The sequence below is a fragment of the Streptomyces chiangmaiensis genome, assembly GCF_036281785.1.
Classification (GTDB): Bacteria; Actinomycetota; Actinomycetes; order Streptomycetales; family Streptomycetaceae; genus Streptomyces; species Streptomyces chiangmaiensis.
In genome coordinates, this window is sequence record NZ_JAYWVC010000023.1 from 1 (window position 1) to 16,958 (window position 16,958).

A 16,958-nucleotide genomic window follows, 5' to 3' on the forward strand; every position below is an offset into this window, starting at 1 on the left:
TCCGCGGCAGAGGTCTGCGCCGTTTCACGTGAAACAACGTGAATCGGGGCGTTGTTTCACGTGAAACGGCACAGACCCGGGCTCTTCGGCCCGTTCATCGCGTTGCCCCCGTCACGATCCAGTAGCCCGAGCGAGAACGCAGCCACAAGGTGAGCATGCGCACGGTCATCATCAGGGTCATCGCCGCCCACAGCGCCGTGAGTGCGCCGCCGAGGACGGGGACGAGCAGGGCCACAGGTGCGAAGACCGCCACGGTCAGCAACATCGCCCAGGCGAGATATCGGCCGTCCCCCGCGCCCATCAGTACGCCGTCCAGGACGAAGACGACGCCGCAGATGGGCTGCGTGACGGCCACGAGGACCAAGGCGGGAAGGGCCGCCTGGTGGACGGTCGGATCGCTGGTGAACAGAGGCAGGAAAAGCGGGCGGGTCACGAGGACGAGCAGGCCCAGTCCGACCCCGGCGGCGACACCCCACTGCAGCATGCGACGGCACGCATCACGGGCCCCCTGTGGATCGTCCGCCCCGAGATAGCGTCCGATGATGGCCTGCCCCGCGATGGCGATCGCATCCAGGGCGAAGGCGAGCAGACTCCACAAGGACAGGATGATCTGGTGGGCGGCGATGTCGGCGTCCCCGAGCCGTGCGGCGACGGCGGTGGCGATCATCAGGATGGCCCGCAGAGAGAGCGTACGGACCAACAGGGGCACCCCGGCCTGTGCAGAGGCGCGTATTCCGGCCGCATCGGGTAGCAGCGAGGCGCCATGGTGACGGGCACCCCGGACCACGACGAGCAGATATACGGCGGCCATACCGCACTGGGCCACGACGGTGCCCCAGGCGGAACCGGCGATCCCCAGACCGGCACCGTAGACGAGGGCTGCGTTCAGGGCGGCGTTGGCCACGAAGCCGGCGACAGCGACGTACAGCGGTGTCCTGGTGTCCTGCAGCCCGCGCAGGACACCGGTCGCAGCGAGCACGACCAGCATCGCGGGAATGCCCAAGGCCGAGATCCGCAGATACGTCGTCGCATAGGGGGCGGCGGTCTGCGAGGCGCCGAAGAGTTCCACGATGCCGGGGGCGGTGGGCAGGACGATGGCGATCACGGCGGCTCCCAGGAGCAGAGCCAGCCAGATGCCGTCCATGCCCTGACGGATGGCCGACCTGAGATCGCCAGCGCCGACGCGGCGGGCGACCGCGGCCGTCGTGGCGTAGGCGAGGAAGACGAAGATGCTCACCGCGGTGGTCAGGAGCGCCGAGGCGACGCCGAGGCCGGCCAGTTGCGCAGTGCCGAGATGGCCGACGATTGCGCTGTCGGCCATCACGAAAAGGGGCTCTGCGACGAGTGCGCCGAAGGCCGGAACGGCCAGTGCGACGATCTCCCGGTCTTGCTGGTGTCTGATGGCGCGGGGTGTCGCCGGAGCCTGTGTCATGGCCACCAATCTAATCGTCCACAGGTAAGAGACGCAAAGCAATGGTGCCCCTTACGGTGATCCAATTGGGATGTGGTGTCGTGCCCCCTTCATGAGGATCTTGCTCTTACGGGGGAAGTTTTTCTTCTGCACAGCCAGTGGACGGGAAAGGTGCAGGTCAAGAGCTTTTCGATGAAGTGCCTGAGGGCTTGTTCACAGGACTGTCCACCGCACCGTGCACAGGTTTTGAGGAGTTCTCCACAGCATCGGGACGCTCGTCCACATGGCCTGTGGATAACCAGATTGGCTGACGGTGCCGACGGGCCTAACGTGGTGCGGCGCCCGCTCCCTCCTCTGCCCTCGGAAAACGCACAAAACCGACGCGTTTGAACCGGAGCCGGGCTTCTCGCTTTGTCAGTGGCGTGCCCTAGAAATGAGGTGCACGGCGAGGTCCGCGCGGCGGACGGGAGGAGGCGGCCCGGTGAGCATTTCCGAGCCCTTGGACGATCCGTGGGCCGACAGCGCTCCGAGCGATCGTGTCCCCGCCTCCCGCCAGGGCCGTGACGGCCGAGCCCGCGACGAGCAGCACGACCGCGGTCAGGACAATGGGGCATGGGACGGCGGAGGCTCCTCCTTCGAGCGTGTCCCGCCGCAGGACCTGGACGCCGAGCAGTCCGTTCTCGGCGGCATGCTCCTGTCCAAGGACGCCATCGCCGACGTCGTCGAGGTCCTCAAGGGCCATGATTTCTACCGGCCCGCGCACGAGACGATCTACCAGGCGATCCTCGACCTGTACGCGAAGGGAGAGCCGGCCGACCCCATCACGGTCGCCGCCGAGCTGACCAAACGGGGTGAGATCACCAAGGTCGGCGGTGCCTCGTATCTGCACACCCTGGTGCAGACGGTTCCGACCGCGGCGAACGCCGAGTACTACGCGCAGATCGTGCACGAGCGCGCGGTCCTGCGCCGCCTGGTCGAGGCCGGTACCCGCATCACCCAGATGGGATACGCGGCCGACGGTGACATCGACGAGATCGTCAACAGCGCCCAGGCCGAGATCTTCGCCGTCACCGAGCAGCGCACGGCCGAGGATTACCTGCCGCTCAGCGAGATCATGGAGGGCGCACTCGACGAGATCGAGGCGATCGGCTCGCGCTCGGGGGAAATGACGGGCGTACCGACCGGCTTCACCGATCTCGACCAGCTCACCAACGGTCTGCACCCAGGCCAGATGATCATCATCGCGGCCCGTCCCGCCATGGGTAAGTCGACCCTTGCACTGGACTTGGCTCGCACGGCGTCCATCAAGCACAACCTGCCGAGCGTGATCTTCTCGCTCGAAATGGGCCGGAACGAGATCGCGATGCGACTGCTGTCCGCCGAGGCGCGGGTGGCCCTGCACCACATGCGGTCCGGCACGATGACCGACGAGGACTGGACCCGGCTCGCCCGCCGCATGCCCGACGTCTCGGCCGCCCCTCTCTTCATCGACGACTCGCCGAACCTGTCGATGATGGAGATCCGAGCCAAGTGCCGGCGCCTGAAGCAGCGCAACGACCTCAAGCTGGTCGTCATCGACTATCTGCAGCTGATGCAGTCCGGCTCCAAGCGGTCCGAGAGCCGACAGCAGGAAGTCTCGGAGATGTCGCGGAACCTGAAGCTGTTGGCCAAGGAGCTTGAGCTACCCGTGATCGCGCTCTCACAGCTCAACCGAGGCCCCGAACAGCGCACCGACAAGAAGCCGATGGTGTCCGACCTGCGCGAGTCCGGCTCGATCGAGCAGGACGCCGACATGGTGATCCTGTTGCACCGCGAGGACGCCTACGAGAAGGAGTCGCCTCGCGCGGGCGAGGCGGACATCATCGTCGGCAAGCACCGCAACGGTCCGACGGCGACGATCACGGTCGCCTTCCAGGGGCACTACTCCCGTTTCGTGGACATGGCGCAGACCTGATCGACACTTGTGTAGGGTCTCAAATTTCGTGTCGGAATCTCACGGTCGATGTCGGATGGATGTCGGATCCGACATCGCGGTGAGACAGCGTAGTGCTGTGCCACGGAAGTTCCGCCGATGAGTTTCCGGCGGTTGTGTGGTCTACCCGTCGACGAAGGGAGCACACCATGCGCAAGATCATCGTTTGCACGTTCCTGACGCTCGACGGCGTCATGCAGGCGCCGGGCGGTCCGGACGAGGACGCGGGGAGCGGCTTCAAGCACGGCGGCTGGCAGAAGCCGGTGGCCGACGACGAGGTTGGCACGGCCATCGCCGGTTGGTACGAGCACTCCGACGCGATGCTGCTCGGCCGCAAGACGTACGAGATCTTCGCGTCGTACTGGCCAACCGCCGATCCCGACAATCCGTTCACCGAGCGAATGAACAGCATGCACAAGTACGTGGCGTCTCGGACCCTGACATCCGTCCAGTGGCAGAACTCCACGCTGCTGGAGGGCGACATCGTCGATGCCGTACGCAAACTGAAGGCGTCCGACGGCGGCAACATCAACGTCGTCGGCAGCGGCGACCTCGCCCAGACCCTCATGCAGCACGGCCTCGTCGACGAGTACCGGCTGACCATCCACCCGGTGATCATCGGCACCGGCAAGCGGCTGTTCGCCGACGGAGCGATCCCCACTGCGCTCGAGCCGGTCAGCGTCTCGACGACGAAGGGCGGCACCGTCGTCGGCGTCTACCGGCCGAACGGCAAGCCCAGCTACGACAGCTACTAATGTCGTCCGCGGCGCAGCAGTAGTTCAGCGGGGCGCACCGTCGCCGCAGGTCCGCGCCGACGGCGATTTCCGGCATGGAACTGAGACGTCGAGCGTCCGACATGACCTGAGACTGCGGACAGATCCGCAGGTCGCGAGGCCTGGTGTCCGACACCAGCCGCGAGACCTTACAACTTGGCAGGTCTCAGGTCCCGCACGCCGTCATCGGCCTTCACCACGACGACGTAGACGCGTCGCCAAGGCTCATCCCCAGATGTATCCGGTCGTGTCGTCCGGGCCGTTGCCCGGTAGGCCCGCGTAGCCGCGCAGGGCCGCCCGGGTGCCGGGCGCCTTTGACGCTGCCGATCCGGGTCGCAGCGGTCGCCGCCGCCCAGCGGATCAGGGGCTACGTGGCGTCCAGGTGGGGGCTGAGCCTTGACGTGCGAGTGATGTCGGGCCGGCGAAGGAATCGGTGGTCAGCGAGCATGGGACGTGCCTTGAGCCGCGAGACCCTACGGCTTGTGCAACGTGACCCGGCGGCGCCGGAATATTGCACTCGACGCGGAGACGCCGGGCGGGGTGGACTGTGGCCATGACGACACCTCAAGAGGACCTGCTCCCCGCCACACGCCGGGCTCTGTTGCATCGCATCGCCGTTGCGCAGGCCGAGGGGCGGGCGCCGTCGCTGGTGGCCGCGGTCGTTCGGGGCGGGCGGACGGTGTGGCACGGCTCGCGCACCTCCCTGGACGGTCACGCCCCGGACGAGAACGTGCAATACCGCATCGGCTCGATCACCAAGACCTTCACCGCGGTTCTTGTGATGCGGCTGCGGGACGAGGGCCTCCTGGACCTGGGGGACCCGCTGGAGAAGCATCTGCCCGGTACCGGGGCCGGGGAGGCGACCATCGCCGAACTGCTCGCGCATGCGAGCGGTCTGGCGGCCGAGTCGCCCGCGCCGTGGTGGGAACGTACGCCTGGATCTCTGCGCCCGGAGCTCGCGGATGTGCTGGGCGAGCAGCCGTTTCTGCATGCGGCCGGCCGGCGGTTCCACTACTCGAACCCCGGCTACACCTTGCTGGGGGCACTGATCGAGAAGCTGCGCGGAGCCTCGTGGGAGGAGGTGCTTCGGCGCGAAGTGCTCGAACCGCTGGGCCTGCTTCGCACGAGCGGCCGTCCCCAGGCACCGCACGCCGGTGGCTGGGCGGTGCATCCCTGGGCCGATGTCATGCTTCCGGAACCCGCCGAGGACCTCGGGCGGATGGCCCCGGCCGGGCAACTGTGGTCCACAACCGGGGACTTGGGCCGATTCGCGGCCTTCCTGGCCAATGGCGACGACCGGGTGCTGAGCGCCGAGTCGCTTCTGGAGATGCGCACTCCGGCGGCCCCACCCGAAGACGCGGACGTGATGGCCGGGTACGCCTACTGCCTGGGCATGGAGATCAGGCGCTCGGGCGGACGGCTTCTCGTCGGACACACGGGATCCCTGCCGGGCTTTCTCGCCTGTCTCACCATCGGTGTGGAGGACGACGTCGCGGCCGTAGTCCTGGCCAACTGCACCTCCGGCCCGCAACTGTCCGCGGTGGGCACCGATCTCGTCGGAATCGTCGCCGAGGCCGAACCGAGGATCCCCGAGCCCTGGCGCCCGCTGCGGGACATCGATCCGTCCACGCTGGAGTGTGCGGGGCAGTGGTACTGGGGGACGTATGGCTTCGCTCTGCGCGTCACGGGCGACGGACTGGTCGCGCTGGAGCCGTTGTCCGGCAGCGGCCGACGTTCTCGGTTCCGCGCGAACGGCGATGGCACCTGGACGGGATTGGAGGGCTACTACGCAGGAGAGCTTCTGCGGGCCGTACGGCGCCCTGACGGGACCGTGAGCCACCTGGACATCGGTTCGTTCGTCTTCACGCGTCAGCCGTACGAAGAGGGCGCTCCGGTGCCGGGTGGCGTGGACCCGGAGGGATGGCGGGGGATCGGATAGAGGCGAGGCCGCTGCTCAGCCGGCGTTCCGTTTCACGTGAAACGCCACGCCGGCTGGGTGAACCGGGCGGCCCGAGGCCCACTCAGAGCGCGAGTTTGAAGCCGACGTGTGAGGCCTCGAACCCCAGACGCTCGTAGAAGCGGTGGGCGTCGGTCCGGCTGACGTCGGAGGTCAGCTGAACCAACTGGCAGTTCTGGCGGCGGGATACGTCGATCGCCCACGCGAGGAGCTGAGTACCAAGACCACTGCCACGTTCATCGGCGTGGATGCGCACGGCTTCGATGATCGAACGGGTCGCACCCCTGCGGGACAGCCCTGGGATGATCGAAAGCTGGAGGGTGCCGACGATACGTCCGTCGCGTACGGCGACCACGAGGTGCTGGTTCGGATCGCTGTTCACCCGTTCCAACGCGCTCAAGTACGGCGTCAGATCGTCCGGTGACTCACGCCGGGCGCCGAGCGGGTCGTCGGCGAACATGGCGACGACCGCGGAAACGTCGCCCGTGACGACGGGGCGTATCTCAAGATCTCCCATGCTCGCACCCTATGCGGATGTGCCGATTCGCGGATGCCGAGGTGGGGCTCACCCTATGCAGGCACGTTCAACGACTCGACAACGCGGACCAGCGGCGCCAGCTCGGGATTCTTGGTCGCTTCGTCCAGCGCCTCACGCAGGGCGGCGTCATTGGTGGGACGGGCCTCTTCGAGGAGTCGGAGGCCGGCCTCGGTGACGTTGGTGTAGATGCCCCGGCGGTCGGTCGGGCAGAGGTAGCGCGCGAGCAGACCACGGTCCTCGAGCCGGGTGACCAGCCGGGTCGTGGCGCTCTGACTGAGGACCACCGCGTCGGCGACCTGCTTCATCTGCAGATGCCCCCCGTCGCCGTCGTGCTGGCGGCTGAGCACGTCCAGCAGGGAGTACTCCCGGACGCTCAGTCCGTGCTCGCCCTGCAGGGCTCGCTCGATACGGGCCTCGATCCTCCCGTGCAGGAGAGAGAGGGCGCACCAGCCCTGGGCAAGGGCGGTGAGCGAGGGGTCCGTCGCTGTCATGGCGTTGTCCTCCGTCCCGGAGCGGCTCACCCTCCAGGATAGGGTACCGCTGCAATAGCCCGCGATTGCATATATCACGCGTCTGCAATTAATGTGGATGCACATAAACAGCTCATGCAATCGCTTGGAAGGTCTACCTCATGCCTCTCGCGCTTCTGGCCCTCGCGATCGGGGCCTTCGGGATCGGGACCACGGAATTCGTGATCATGGGTGTGCTGCCCGAGGTCGCCGACGACTTCGAGGTCTCCATTCCCACGGCCGGACTGCTCGTGACCGGCTATGCCCTGGGCGTGATGTTCGGCGCCCCGATCATGACCACGCTCGGTACCAAGGTCACCCGTAAGCGGATGTTGATGCTCCTGATGGGCCTCTTCGTCCTCGGCAACCTGATCACCGCCGTGGCCCCGGTCTTCGGCCTGATGTTAGTGGGCCGCGTGGTGGCATCCCTGGCCCATGGCGCCTTCTTCGGCATCGGCTCGGTGGTCGCCGCAGAGCTGGTCGCCCCGGAGAGGAAGGCCGCCGCCATCTCCATGATGTTCAGCGGCCTGACCATCGCCAACGTCGTCGGCGTTCCGCTCGGCACGCTCGTCGGACAGTCCGCCGGCTGGCGGGTCACGTTCGCCCTCGTCGCCGCACTCGGCGTGGTCGGGCTGGTCGGCGTCGCGAAGCTCGTGCCCGACATGCCCCGGCCGGAAGGTGTGCACCTGCGCCACGAGCTGGCCGCCCTCAAGAACGTCCAGGTCTTGCTGGCGATGGCGATGACCGTCCTCGGCTTCGGCGGTGTGTTCGCGGCCATCACGTACATCGCGCCGATGATGACCCATGTCGCCGGCTTCTCCGACGGCTCGGTCACTTGGCTGCTGGTGCTTTTCGGCCTCGGCATGGTGGGTGGCAACCTCATCGGCGGCCGGTACGCGGACCGCGCGCTCATGCCGATGCTGTACGTGTCGCTGGGCGGTCTGGCCCTGGTACTCGCGCTGTTCACCGTGACCGCGCACAACAAGGTGCTCGCCGCGCTCACCATCGTCCTGGTCGGTGCTCTCGGGTTCGCCACCGTGCCTCCGCTGCAGAAGAGAGTCCTGGACCACGCGCACGGTGCCCCGACGCTCGCGTCGGCAGCCAACATCGGCGCCTTCAACCTCGGCAACGCGCTGTCCGCCTGGCTCGGCGGCATGGTGATCGCCGCCGGGCTCGGTTACACCGCTCCCAACTGGGTCGGCGCACTCCTCGCCCTGTCGGCTCTGTTGCTGGCGTTCCTCTCCGCAGCCCTGGAGCGCCGGGAGACGACCTCCGGCACGGTCGTGACAGGCGCCGTCCCCAGCGAGCGGCGCACCGCGGTGCACCACTGATCGGGCTTCCCCACCTACGGATGAGACGCGTGTCTCCGGCACCCGAGGCACGCGTCTTGCGTGGAGGACCGGCTCAGCCGGCGGCCACCGTCACCGGAGCGAAGCGCCGCGTCCAGTCGCCGGGCAGGTCCGGGATGCCGTAGGTCATCACCGCGTTGAAGCCGACGGAGGCGAGCCCCCGATCCTTCAGCCAGCTCAGCAGTCCCTCGTGCCGCACATCGACGTCGGTGCGCAGTGGACGGTGGGTGTGGGCGGCGAGAGATGCGACAAGCGCCTTCGCGGTCTCGGTGTCGCGGGCGATGAGCGGACCCACGACATGGGTGTTCATGTTGGGCCAGGCAGCCGCGTAACCGGTGATCCGCCCGTCCTCCTCGGCGACGCGCAACTGGTCGGCGAAAGCGGGCAGCCGGGTGATCATATGGGTGCGGTCGGCACCGAACACCTCTGCGTCGAGCCGGACGAGAGCGGCGAGGTCCTCGCCGGTGGCCGGACGGGTGGCAACGGCCGATGCCGGCCCACCGGGCGTGAAGTGGCCGCGCACCATCTCGGCGCTGCCGCTGACCTTGAAGCCGAGTTCCTCGTAGAGAGGACGGCCGTAGGGGGTTGCGTAGAGCGTGAGGGGGGTGGTGGTGCCCGTCTCCGCCACGACATGCCGCATCAGTCGGCGACCCACGCCCTGGCGCGCATGCCGTTCGGCGACGAGCACCATGCCGATGCCGCACAGATCCGGTCGGTAGTCGGTCCCGTACTGGGTCACGACACAGGCGGAGACGAGGCCACCGTCCGGGTCGTCGATGCCGTATCCCTTTCCGGCGGCAAGGAGAAGTCCCCACTTGTGTTCCTCGCGGGGCCACCCCCGGTCCTCGGACAAGTCGGCGCAGGCGACGAGGTCGCGGGGCGTCAGACGGCGGATGGGCAGAGCGGCGAGGGCAGGTGTCGACACGCAGGTCAGGCTGTCTGACATGGGCCACCTGCGTCCACCGGTTTGAGGTCGAACCCACACCCTTTTGGCCAGGGCGTGCCCGACCGCGCAGGACAGGGACAGATGTTTCACGTGAAACGGTGAGGATTCGATCACGCCCGGTCGTAGTCGAGTGGATGACCGGACCGGGCGACACCTGGGCGAGGGAAGTCCCGGGACGGTGGGTAAGTGGACGCTAGCCTCCTCGACCATGGCGAGACTGCATCTCTTCGATCTGGACGGGACGTTGCTGCATGGAACGTCGGCACCCGTGGAGATATCGCGGCAACTGGGCCTGGAGGCCGAGACCGTGGCGCTGGACAGGGCGATCGCGGCCGGGCGCATCGGACCGCCGGAGTACGCCACAGAGGTGTATGCCCTGTGGAAGGAACTGACGCAGGAGCATGTGACGGCGGCGTTCGCGGCCGCCCCTTGGCTGACCCGCATCCAAGAGGTGTGGACGGAGATCCGCGAGATCGGCGACTACTGTGCCGTGATCTCGCTCTCGCCGTCGTTCTTCGTGGAACGGCTGACGCAGTGGGGTGCGCATGCGGCGTTCGGCTCGCGCTTCCCTGCACTGCCCTTCAGGGAACCGGTGGATCCGGTGGGAATCCTCAGCTCCGCCGCCAAGGTGCGGATCGCCGGCCGACTCTGCGCGGAGTTCGGGGTGGGACTCGCCGACTGCGTCGCCTACGGCGACTCGATGTCGGACAAGGACCTATTCGAGGCGGTGCCGGTATCTGTCGCAGTCAATGCGGACCGGCATCTGGCAGGCCGTGCTACCCACACCTATGCCGGGCAGGATCTGTGGAATGCCTATGAATTGGTTCGGCACGTCCGGTAATTGAGGGAATCGCTGGTTCGCACCATCACCTCTTCACAGCCGACCAGGATGGGACTTGTATGTGCGACGGCGGCCGGTATGGTCGAGTCCGGTTCGCGTCCGGCGGGATGTGCGCACGTTCCGCAGGGTGCGAACGCAAGCCGATGCAGCCTAACGGGACGGAGAGATCGAAGCCCCGCTTTTCTGTTACACGGCCGAGAGCCGAGGTTGAGTGAGATGCTGCGGTGAGACTACTGCGGTCAATATCACACTCTTGCTTTACTTGTCCGTACGCAGCGGGCTTCCGGGTTGACTGTGCCGCATTGGACGTCAGGGACTGAACGGGGGAACCAAGGCACGGCGGGGTGAGGCAGTCGCCCTCCGACCGGTGAAGTGCGCAGACCGACCGAAAGATGTTCGAGGCGAGGCACACCATGAACGCTCCGACCACCACGTCGGCCGACGACGGCACATCCGGCGGCAGCGGCGGGGGCGGCTGGTTCACGCCCCGCAACCAGCCCCAGACGCCCCCGGGCGGAGCGCAGCAGACTCCCGAAGGCAGCCCTCTGGCGGCGATGCGATCCGTCGGCCGTTCGGCGTCCGCCGGCGGTGCGGAGCAGTCGCGAACACACCCTTCGTCGAGAGAGACCGCCCCGACGGAGCGCCCCCTCACCGAACCGGAACGCGGCCACGGGGCGGCCTTCTCGAAGCCGCAGGATCCCCCTTTGCGAACCGCCCCTGAGCCCGAGGCGTCACCCGACGCCGTGCGCATCCGGCGGACCATGGCCGAGATCGGGCCCATCGCCGACAAGGTCACTTCGTACTTCTACGCGCTGCTGTTCGTGCGCCACCCCGACCTGAGGCCGCTGTTCCCCGCCGCCATGGACACCCAGCGCGACCGGCTTCTCAGGGCGCTGCTGACCGCAGCCGAGCACATGGACAACACCGAGGTTCTCGTCGCCTATCTGCAGAACCTTGGTCGTGGCCACCGCAAGTACGGCACGCGACCCGAGCACTACCCGGCCGTCGGTGAATGCCTCATCGGCGCGCTGAGCAAGTACGCCTCCGCGATCTGGGACGAGCAGACCGAGGCCGCCTGGGTACGGGCGTACACGACGATCTCCCAAGTGATGATCGACGCGGCGGCCGCGGACGAGCTGCGGGCCCCGGCCTGGTGGTACGCGGAGGTCGTCTCGCACGACCTGCGTACACCGGACATCGCGGTGATCACCGTGCGCCCCGACCAGCCGTACCCCTTCCTGGCCGGGCAGTACACCAGTGTGGAGACCCCGTGGTGGCCGCGGGTGTGGCGGCACTACTCCTTCGCCTCGGCGCCGCGCTCCGACGGACTGCTGTCGTTCCATGTGAAGGCGGTTCCCGCGGGCTGGGTCTCCAACGCGCTGGTCCACCGGGCCCGCCCCGGCGATGCCATCCGCCTCGGCCCGCCCGCCGGCACGATGACCGTCGACCACACCACGGACAGCGGGTTGCTCTGCCTCGGTGGCGGCACCGGGATCGCGCCCATCAAGGCCCTGGTCGAGGACGTCGCCGAGCACGGCGAGCGACGCTCGGTCGAGGTCTTCTACGGGGCCCGTACCGGCCACGACCTGTACGACATCGAAACCATGCTGCGACTGCAGCAGAGCCACCCCTGGCTGTCGGTCCGCCCGGTCGTCGATCAGCAGGCACACCTCCAGCTGCCGGACGTCATACGCGAGTACGGGCCCTGGAACGAGTACGACGCCTATCTCTCGGGCCCTCCCGGAATGATCCGCAGCGGTGTGGGCGTGCTCCGCGATATCGGCATTCCGGCGGAGCGCATCCGCCACGACTCGGTGGAGGAACTGGTCGCGGCCGGACCCTGACCCCGGCCGGCAAGCCTTGGTGCGGGGCGTCAGCCCAGGTCGGGCGCCTGCATCGCCCGTACACCCTCGATGTTGCCGTCGAGGTAGTGCCGAAGGGACAGCGGTACCAGATGGACGGATGCGATGCCGACCCTGGTGAACGGCACCCGCACGATCTCGTACTCGCCGGCGGGCTCCTCGACCTCGGGACCGTGCCGCTGGCGCTCGTCCATGGACTCCAGTCGGCAGACGAAGAAGTGCTGTACCTTCACTCCGGTCGCGCCGCCCCCCTCACCGATGTGCTCGACCGTGTCGACGAAGCAGGGCACCACATCGGTGATCTTGGCGCCGAGTTCCTCGTGCACTTCACGGTGGAGCGCGTCGATGACCGTCGTGTCCGAGGGCTCGACGCCACCGCCTGGTGTGACCCAGTAGGGATCGACGCCGGGCTTCGTGCGCTTGATCAGAATCAGGTCGTCACCATCGAGCAGGATGGCACGGGCAGTGCGTTTGACCACGGGGCGAACGGTCATGGGTGGAATGTGGCCCAACCTGTTCCACGTGAAACATCGCTCACTCCACACGGAGTCGAATCCCGCGTGAACCCGGGGTGGCGACCCGTGACGGATCCCGGCGATCGTCCCGCGTGCCTGCCCGTGGTGCCTGCCGCCCTGTCTCGCTGTGGATCAGGACCAATCGGCCGCAGTCCGTAGCAGCCACTCGTGTGCCCGAGCGATGTGCGGCATGGCCAGTGTCCCCGTGCGGACCACGAGGAAGTACGTCCGCAGCGGAGGGATCGCCGGATCATGGAGGGCCACCACCTCGCCCCGTTCCAGCGAGGCTGCACAGAGATAGCGGGGCAGCACGGCGAGCCCGGCACCGGTGGCTGCGCAGGCGAGGACCGCGCGCAGATCGGGGACGATCACGGTGCCGGAGGCGGCCGGCAGGGAGTCGAAGACGGAGGCCCAGTAGCGGGCGACAAAGGGCAGCGACTCATGCACCTCGACCACAGGGAGGTTCTCCAAGGCATGAGCTCCCTGGCGGCGGAGTATTTCGGGGCCGCCGATGCGGGTGGCCCAGCGGGGGGCGGCGACCAGAACGTGCTCCTCGTCGCAGAGCGGAGTTGCCGTGAGCAGGGCGCCACGCGGACGGGTCGTGGTGATGGCCAGATCGTGATGCCCGGCAGCAAGCCCTTCCAGAGTCTCGTCGGCGTTCCCGAAGGAGGCGCGCAGCGAGAGCCCTTGGCCGTCGTCGGACAGCTCCGCGAGGGCGGGAAGGGCACGCTCGGCGGTGAATTCCGGCGGTCCCGCGAGATGGAGGGTGCGCAGCGAGGAGTGCTCGTCGACTCCGGTCTCGGTGATCTCGACCAGGGCGTCGAGGTGGGGTGCTGCCTTGTGCGCGAGTTCGTCGCCGATGGTCGTGGGAGTCACCCCGCGGGCCTGCCGTAAGAAGAGGGGTCGGCCCAGCTGACGTTCCAGAGTGCGGATCTGGGAGGTGACCGCCGGTTGCGAGAGGCCGAGCAGCGCTGCGGCGCGGGTGAAGGAACCGGCCCGGTGCACGGTCACGAAGGTGCGCAGCAGGGCCAGATCCATCGTGTCCTCTTTCCTCCTCACACCCCGACGGCGCCCAACTATAAATAAGTCGATAGGTCGCTGTCGCTACTGTGATTGGACACTGACACAGAGTCAACTAGCCTTGGTCGCACGGTTCTTCGCGCGCAGAACCGGGACGGTCCGAGCCACGAGGGGGGAGGCTCGGACCGTCCGTTGTACGTAAAAGGTATCCCTGGGGCGGCGCATCGACTCTCCGGATGCACGTGGCCGGAGCGAGAGCCGTCGACCAGGATGTGGTCACGGCGCCGACTCGTCCAGCGCCCGGAGCACATCGGCCACCAGGTCTTGCGAATCCTCCGCTCCGGCGGAGAAACGGATGAAGCCCTCCGGCACCGCGTCACCGCCCCACCGTCCACGCCGCTCGGCCGTGGACCGAACGCCTCCGAAACTCGTGGCGTCGTCAACGATGCGCAGGGCCTTCAGAAAGCGATCGGCGTGAGCACGTGTGGGCAGCGAGAACGACACCACGCATCCGAAACGCCGCATCTGCTGCGCGGCGATCTTGTGTGACGGGTCGTCGGGCAGCCCCGGATACCGCAGCCCGGACACCTCGGGGCGGACGCGCAGCGCCTCGGCGAGCGCGAGCGCGTTGGCGGTCTGCCGGTCGGCGCGCAGCTGGAGCGTGGCCAGTGAGCGGTGCGCGAGCCAGGCCTCCATGGGGCCCGGGATCGCCCCGACGATCTTGCGCCAGCGCCGCACCGAGGCCATCAGGCCGGCGTCCCGGGACACCACGTACCCGAGAAGCAGGTCCCCGTGACCGGTGAGCATCTTGGTACCGCTGGCCACGGAGAAGTCGGCGCCCAGCTCGAGCGGTCGCTGCCCGAGCGGGGTCGCCAGGGTGTTGTCGACGGCGACGAGGGTGCCCTGCGCGTGCGCGGCCTCTACGATCCTCCGCAGGTCGCAGACGTCGAGCCCCGGGTTCGAGGGGGTCTCGATCCACAGCAGCTTCGCGCCGTCGAGGACGCCGAGCTGAGCGTCGTTGCCGGTCGGCGCGGTGCGCACCTCGATGCCGTACGCGGTCAGCTGCTCGCGCACCAGGGGAAGCACCTGGTAGCCGTCCGCGGGCAGCACCACGGTGTCGCCTGCGCGTAGCTGGGAGAAGAGGACCGCCGAGATCGCGGCCATGCCGGAGGCGAAGGCGAGCGTCTCGGCACCGTCCTCGCCGGGCGCCTCCAGCTCGCCGATGGCCCGTTCCAGATGCGTCCAGGTGGGATTCTCGTCACGCCCGTAGGTGTACGGTCCGGTCGGCTCGCCGGGCAGGTGGAAGTGCGCGGCGAAGACAGGCCCCGGCAGAGTCGGTTCGTGCTTGACCGGCTCGGGCAGTCCCGCCCGGACGGCGCGTGTGCCGTCGCCGGTTCCCGTACCCGAGGTGTCGAAATCCCCTGGCCTCATGCCGCCCGTCCCTCCAGATCCTCTCGTACGTCGGCGAGCAGCCCGTGGCTCGCCGACTCCACCATCTCAAGACATGCCTCGAACCCGTCCATTCCCCCGTAATAAGGGTCGGGAACGTCGAGGTCGTCATCGGCCGCCGGATCGTAGGAACGCAGGAGCCGGACCTTCGCCGCGTCCTCGGCGGTGGGCGCGAGACGCCGCAGGACCTTGAGGTGGCCGGAGTCGAGAGCGATCACGAGATCGAGCCGGGAGAACCAGGCGGCCTGGAACTGGCGGGCGATGTGATCGCAGTCATAGCCGTGCCCCTCCAGGACGGCGACGGTGCGCGGATCGGCACCGTCGCCTTCGTGCCAGTCGCCCGTGCCCGCGCTGTCGACCTCGACCTGTTCGTCGAGACCGGCCTCCTCGACGCGCGCGCGGAAGACGGACTCGGCCATCGGGGAGCGGCAGATGTTGCCGGTGCAGACGAAGCAGACACGGTATGTCATAGGGCTCACTCAGTCCTCGTCGGGCAGCACGATGTGCAGCGCCCAGGAGACGATCGAGATGATCAGGCCGCCGAGGACGGCGGTCCAGAAGCCCTCGACGTGGAAGCTCAGATCCAGCTTGCCCGCCAGCCACGAGGTGAGCAGCAGCATCAGGGCGTTGACGACCAGGGTGATCAGGCCGAGCGTCAGGATGAACAGCGGGAAGGTCAGTACCTTCACGATCGGTTTGACCAGGAAGTTCACCAGGCCGAAGAGCAGGGCGACGACGATGAGCGTGCCTATCTTCTTGCCGGTGCCGGCCCCGGTGAGGGTGATCTTGTCGAGGATCCAGACGGCGACGGCCAGGGCCCCCGCGTTGGCGATCGTCTTGACTACGAAATTCTTCATGTGTCTGATCGTGGCAGACGAGATCAAGCACGAGTACCGAGCAAGGGCGGACAACTGCGATGAAGGCATTCCGGCTGGTCGAACTGGAGTCGGAGCGCGCGGCCAACGAGGGTGCCTACCTGCAGTTTCTGCGGGAGCGGAACATGTCGGTCGGGCTCTACGCGCTCGACGCGGGCGATCGGGACCCGCAGGCGCCGCACCAGCAGGACGAGGTGTACTTCGTCGTCAGCGGGCGGGCCTCGATCACCGTGGACATGGAGACCACGCAGGTCGCCCGCGGCAGTGTCGTCTACGTGCCCGCCGGCGTCGCTCACAAGTTCCACCACATCTCCGAGGACCTGAGGGTTCTGGTGGTGTTCTCTCCGCCCGAGAGCTGAGACCTGTTTCAGGGTTCCCTAGGGGGACGCTCAGGGGAGGACGAGGGACAGGAGGCGCACGCTCCGCCCCTTGGCGGCCCTAGCATCGAAGACAGGACAGGGACCCGGAGGCAGAGCCCCCGAACCGGACGTGGGGCGACGGGCAAAGAGACAAGGACAAGGCGATGCGAGAGATCTTCGCGGGTTTGCCGTGGTGGGTGAAGTGGATCGCGGTGCCGGTCATCGCCCTGGTCGTCTTCGGGGGTGTGATCGCGACCGTCATCGGCTTCGTCATCGGGCTGCTGTTCAAGGTGCTGGTCTTCGTCGCGCTGGTCGGCGGACTGATCTACATCGTGCGGAAGTTCATGTCGAGCTCGACGTCGCGCGGGGACTGGTGACCGTGGTGAGCCGACAGACCGTGCGACGGAACGGTGCGCGGCCGGGCGGACGGGCCGGAACAAGCGGCCGGTAAAAACGTATGTGAGGTTCCCTCGGCTGGGGGAAGTTTTCCCGTGAGGCCGTCGGCGGGGGGTGGTGGACCGTTAAAGTCCGGAGCTCGACGCGCGGCAGGCCCCGCGCGCGGCGCATCCCCTCCCGTGTCCC

The 16,958-nt window shown here is 67.8% G+C and carries 17 protein-coding genes; 8 read left to right on the top strand and 9 right to left on the bottom strand.

Annotation, left to right across the window (positions count from 1 at the left end; genetic code table 11):
* Positions 1-94 precede the first annotated feature (94 nt).
* Complete coding sequence (locus VXC91_RS10310; protein ID WP_329506794.1) at positions 95-1,432, bottom strand: MATE family efflux transporter; 1,338 nt, start codon at positions 1,430-1,432, stop codon at positions 95-97.
* A gap of 460 nt (positions 1,433-1,892) precedes the next feature.
* Here VXC91_RS10310 and dnaB point away from each other — a divergent pair, with 460 nt between their 5' ends.
* From dnaB to VXC91_RS10325, 3 genes are all read left to right on the top strand, one after another.
* Positions 1,893-3,365, top strand: coding sequence for a replicative DNA helicase (gene dnaB, locus VXC91_RS10315; protein ID WP_329506795.1), 1,473 nt, complete (start codon positions 1,893-1,895; stop codon positions 3,363-3,365).
* Positions 3,366-3,532: 167 nt separating this feature from the next.
* Positions 3,533-4,138: a dihydrofolate reductase family protein gene (locus tag VXC91_RS10320; protein ID WP_329506796.1), complete on the top strand. Its 606-nt coding sequence runs from the start codon at positions 3,533-3,535 to the stop codon at positions 4,136-4,138.
* Between the two features lie 571 nt (positions 4,139-4,709).
* Positions 4,710-6,095 carry a serine hydrolase domain-containing protein gene (locus tag VXC91_RS10325; protein WP_329506797.1) on the top strand — a complete coding sequence of 462 codons (1,386 nt, stop codon included), beginning with the start codon at positions 4,710-4,712 and terminating at the stop codon, positions 6,093-6,095.
* 82 nt (positions 6,096-6,177) lie between these two features.
* Here VXC91_RS10325 and VXC91_RS10330 read toward each other — a convergent pair whose 3' ends face one another.
* Together VXC91_RS10330 and VXC91_RS10335 are read right to left on the bottom strand one after the other, a co-directional pair.
* Entirely contained in the window at positions 6,178-6,630 is a 453-nt protein-coding gene (locus VXC91_RS10330) for a GNAT family N-acetyltransferase (protein ID WP_329506798.1), read from the bottom strand.
* A 53-nt stretch (positions 6,631-6,683) separates the two neighbouring features.
* On the bottom strand, positions 6,684-7,142 hold the full coding sequence (locus VXC91_RS10335; RefSeq protein ID WP_329506799.1) for a MarR family winged helix-turn-helix transcriptional regulator: 459 nt from the start codon (positions 7,140-7,142) through the stop codon (positions 6,684-6,686).
* Between the two features lie 140 nt (positions 7,143-7,282).
* Between VXC91_RS10335 and VXC91_RS10340 the strand changes: the two genes are divergently transcribed.
* On the top strand, positions 7,283-8,491 hold the full coding sequence (locus VXC91_RS10340; protein WP_329506801.1) for an MFS transporter: 1,209 nt from the start codon (positions 7,283-7,285) through the stop codon (positions 8,489-8,491).
* A gap of 73 nt (positions 8,492-8,564) precedes the next feature.
* Here VXC91_RS10340 and VXC91_RS10345 read toward each other — a convergent pair whose 3' ends face one another.
* A complete protein-coding gene (locus tag VXC91_RS10345) occupies positions 8,565-9,434 on the bottom strand; it encodes a GNAT family N-acetyltransferase (RefSeq protein ID WP_329506802.1) in 870 nt (289 codons plus the stop codon).
* Positions 9,435-9,663: 229 nt separating this feature from the next.
* Between VXC91_RS10345 and VXC91_RS10350 the strand changes: the two genes are divergently transcribed.
* Both VXC91_RS10350 and VXC91_RS10355 read left to right on the top strand, forming a co-directional pair.
* Positions 9,664-10,296, top strand: a complete 633-nt coding sequence (locus VXC91_RS10350) for an HAD family hydrolase (RefSeq protein WP_329506804.1) — start codon at positions 9,664-9,666, stop codon at positions 10,294-10,296.
* A 413-nt stretch (positions 10,297-10,709) separates the two neighbouring features.
* Positions 10,710-12,140 carry a globin domain-containing protein gene (locus VXC91_RS10355; RefSeq protein WP_329506806.1) on the top strand — a complete coding sequence of 477 codons (1,431 nt, stop codon included), beginning with the start codon at positions 10,710-10,712 and terminating at the stop codon, positions 12,138-12,140.
* 29 nt (positions 12,141-12,169) lie between these two features.
* Here VXC91_RS10355 and VXC91_RS10360 read toward each other — a convergent pair whose 3' ends face one another.
* The 5 genes from VXC91_RS10360 to VXC91_RS10380 form a co-directional block, all read right to left on the bottom strand.
* Positions 12,170-12,652, bottom strand: coding sequence for an NUDIX hydrolase (locus VXC91_RS10360; protein WP_329506807.1), 483 nt, complete (start codon positions 12,650-12,652; stop codon positions 12,170-12,172).
* A 153-nt stretch (positions 12,653-12,805) separates the two neighbouring features.
* Positions 12,806-13,711 (bottom strand): LysR family transcriptional regulator, encoded by a 906-nt coding sequence (locus VXC91_RS10365; RefSeq protein WP_329506809.1) that lies wholly within the window; start codon positions 13,709-13,711, stop codon positions 12,806-12,808.
* Positions 13,712-13,969: 258 nt separating this feature from the next.
* Entirely contained in the window at positions 13,970-15,124 is a 1,155-nt protein-coding gene (locus VXC91_RS10370; protein WP_329506811.1) for a cystathionine gamma-lyase, read from the bottom strand.
* Complete coding sequence (locus VXC91_RS10375; protein WP_329506812.1) at positions 15,121-15,612, bottom strand: low molecular weight protein-tyrosine-phosphatase; 492 nt, start codon at positions 15,610-15,612, stop codon at positions 15,121-15,123. The genes VXC91_RS10370 and VXC91_RS10375 overlap by 4 nt, the downstream gene beginning before the upstream one ends.
* Before the next feature lie 9 nt (positions 15,613-15,621).
* Positions 15,622-15,999, bottom strand: a complete 378-nt coding sequence (locus VXC91_RS10380) for a phage holin family protein (RefSeq protein ID WP_329506813.1) — start codon at positions 15,997-15,999, stop codon at positions 15,622-15,624.
* Positions 16,000-16,058: 59 nt separating this feature from the next.
* Between VXC91_RS10380 and VXC91_RS10385 the strand changes: the two genes are divergently transcribed.
* Positions 16,059-16,376: a cupin domain-containing protein gene (locus VXC91_RS10385; RefSeq protein ID WP_329506814.1), complete on the top strand. Its 318-nt coding sequence runs from the start codon at positions 16,059-16,061 to the stop codon at positions 16,374-16,376.
* A gap of 164 nt (positions 16,377-16,540) precedes the next feature.
* Positions 16,541-16,753, top strand: a complete 213-nt coding sequence (locus VXC91_RS10390) for a DUF5326 family protein (protein WP_329506815.1) — start codon at positions 16,541-16,543, stop codon at positions 16,751-16,753.
* The last annotated feature ends 205 nt before the right edge of the window (positions 16,754-16,958 follow it).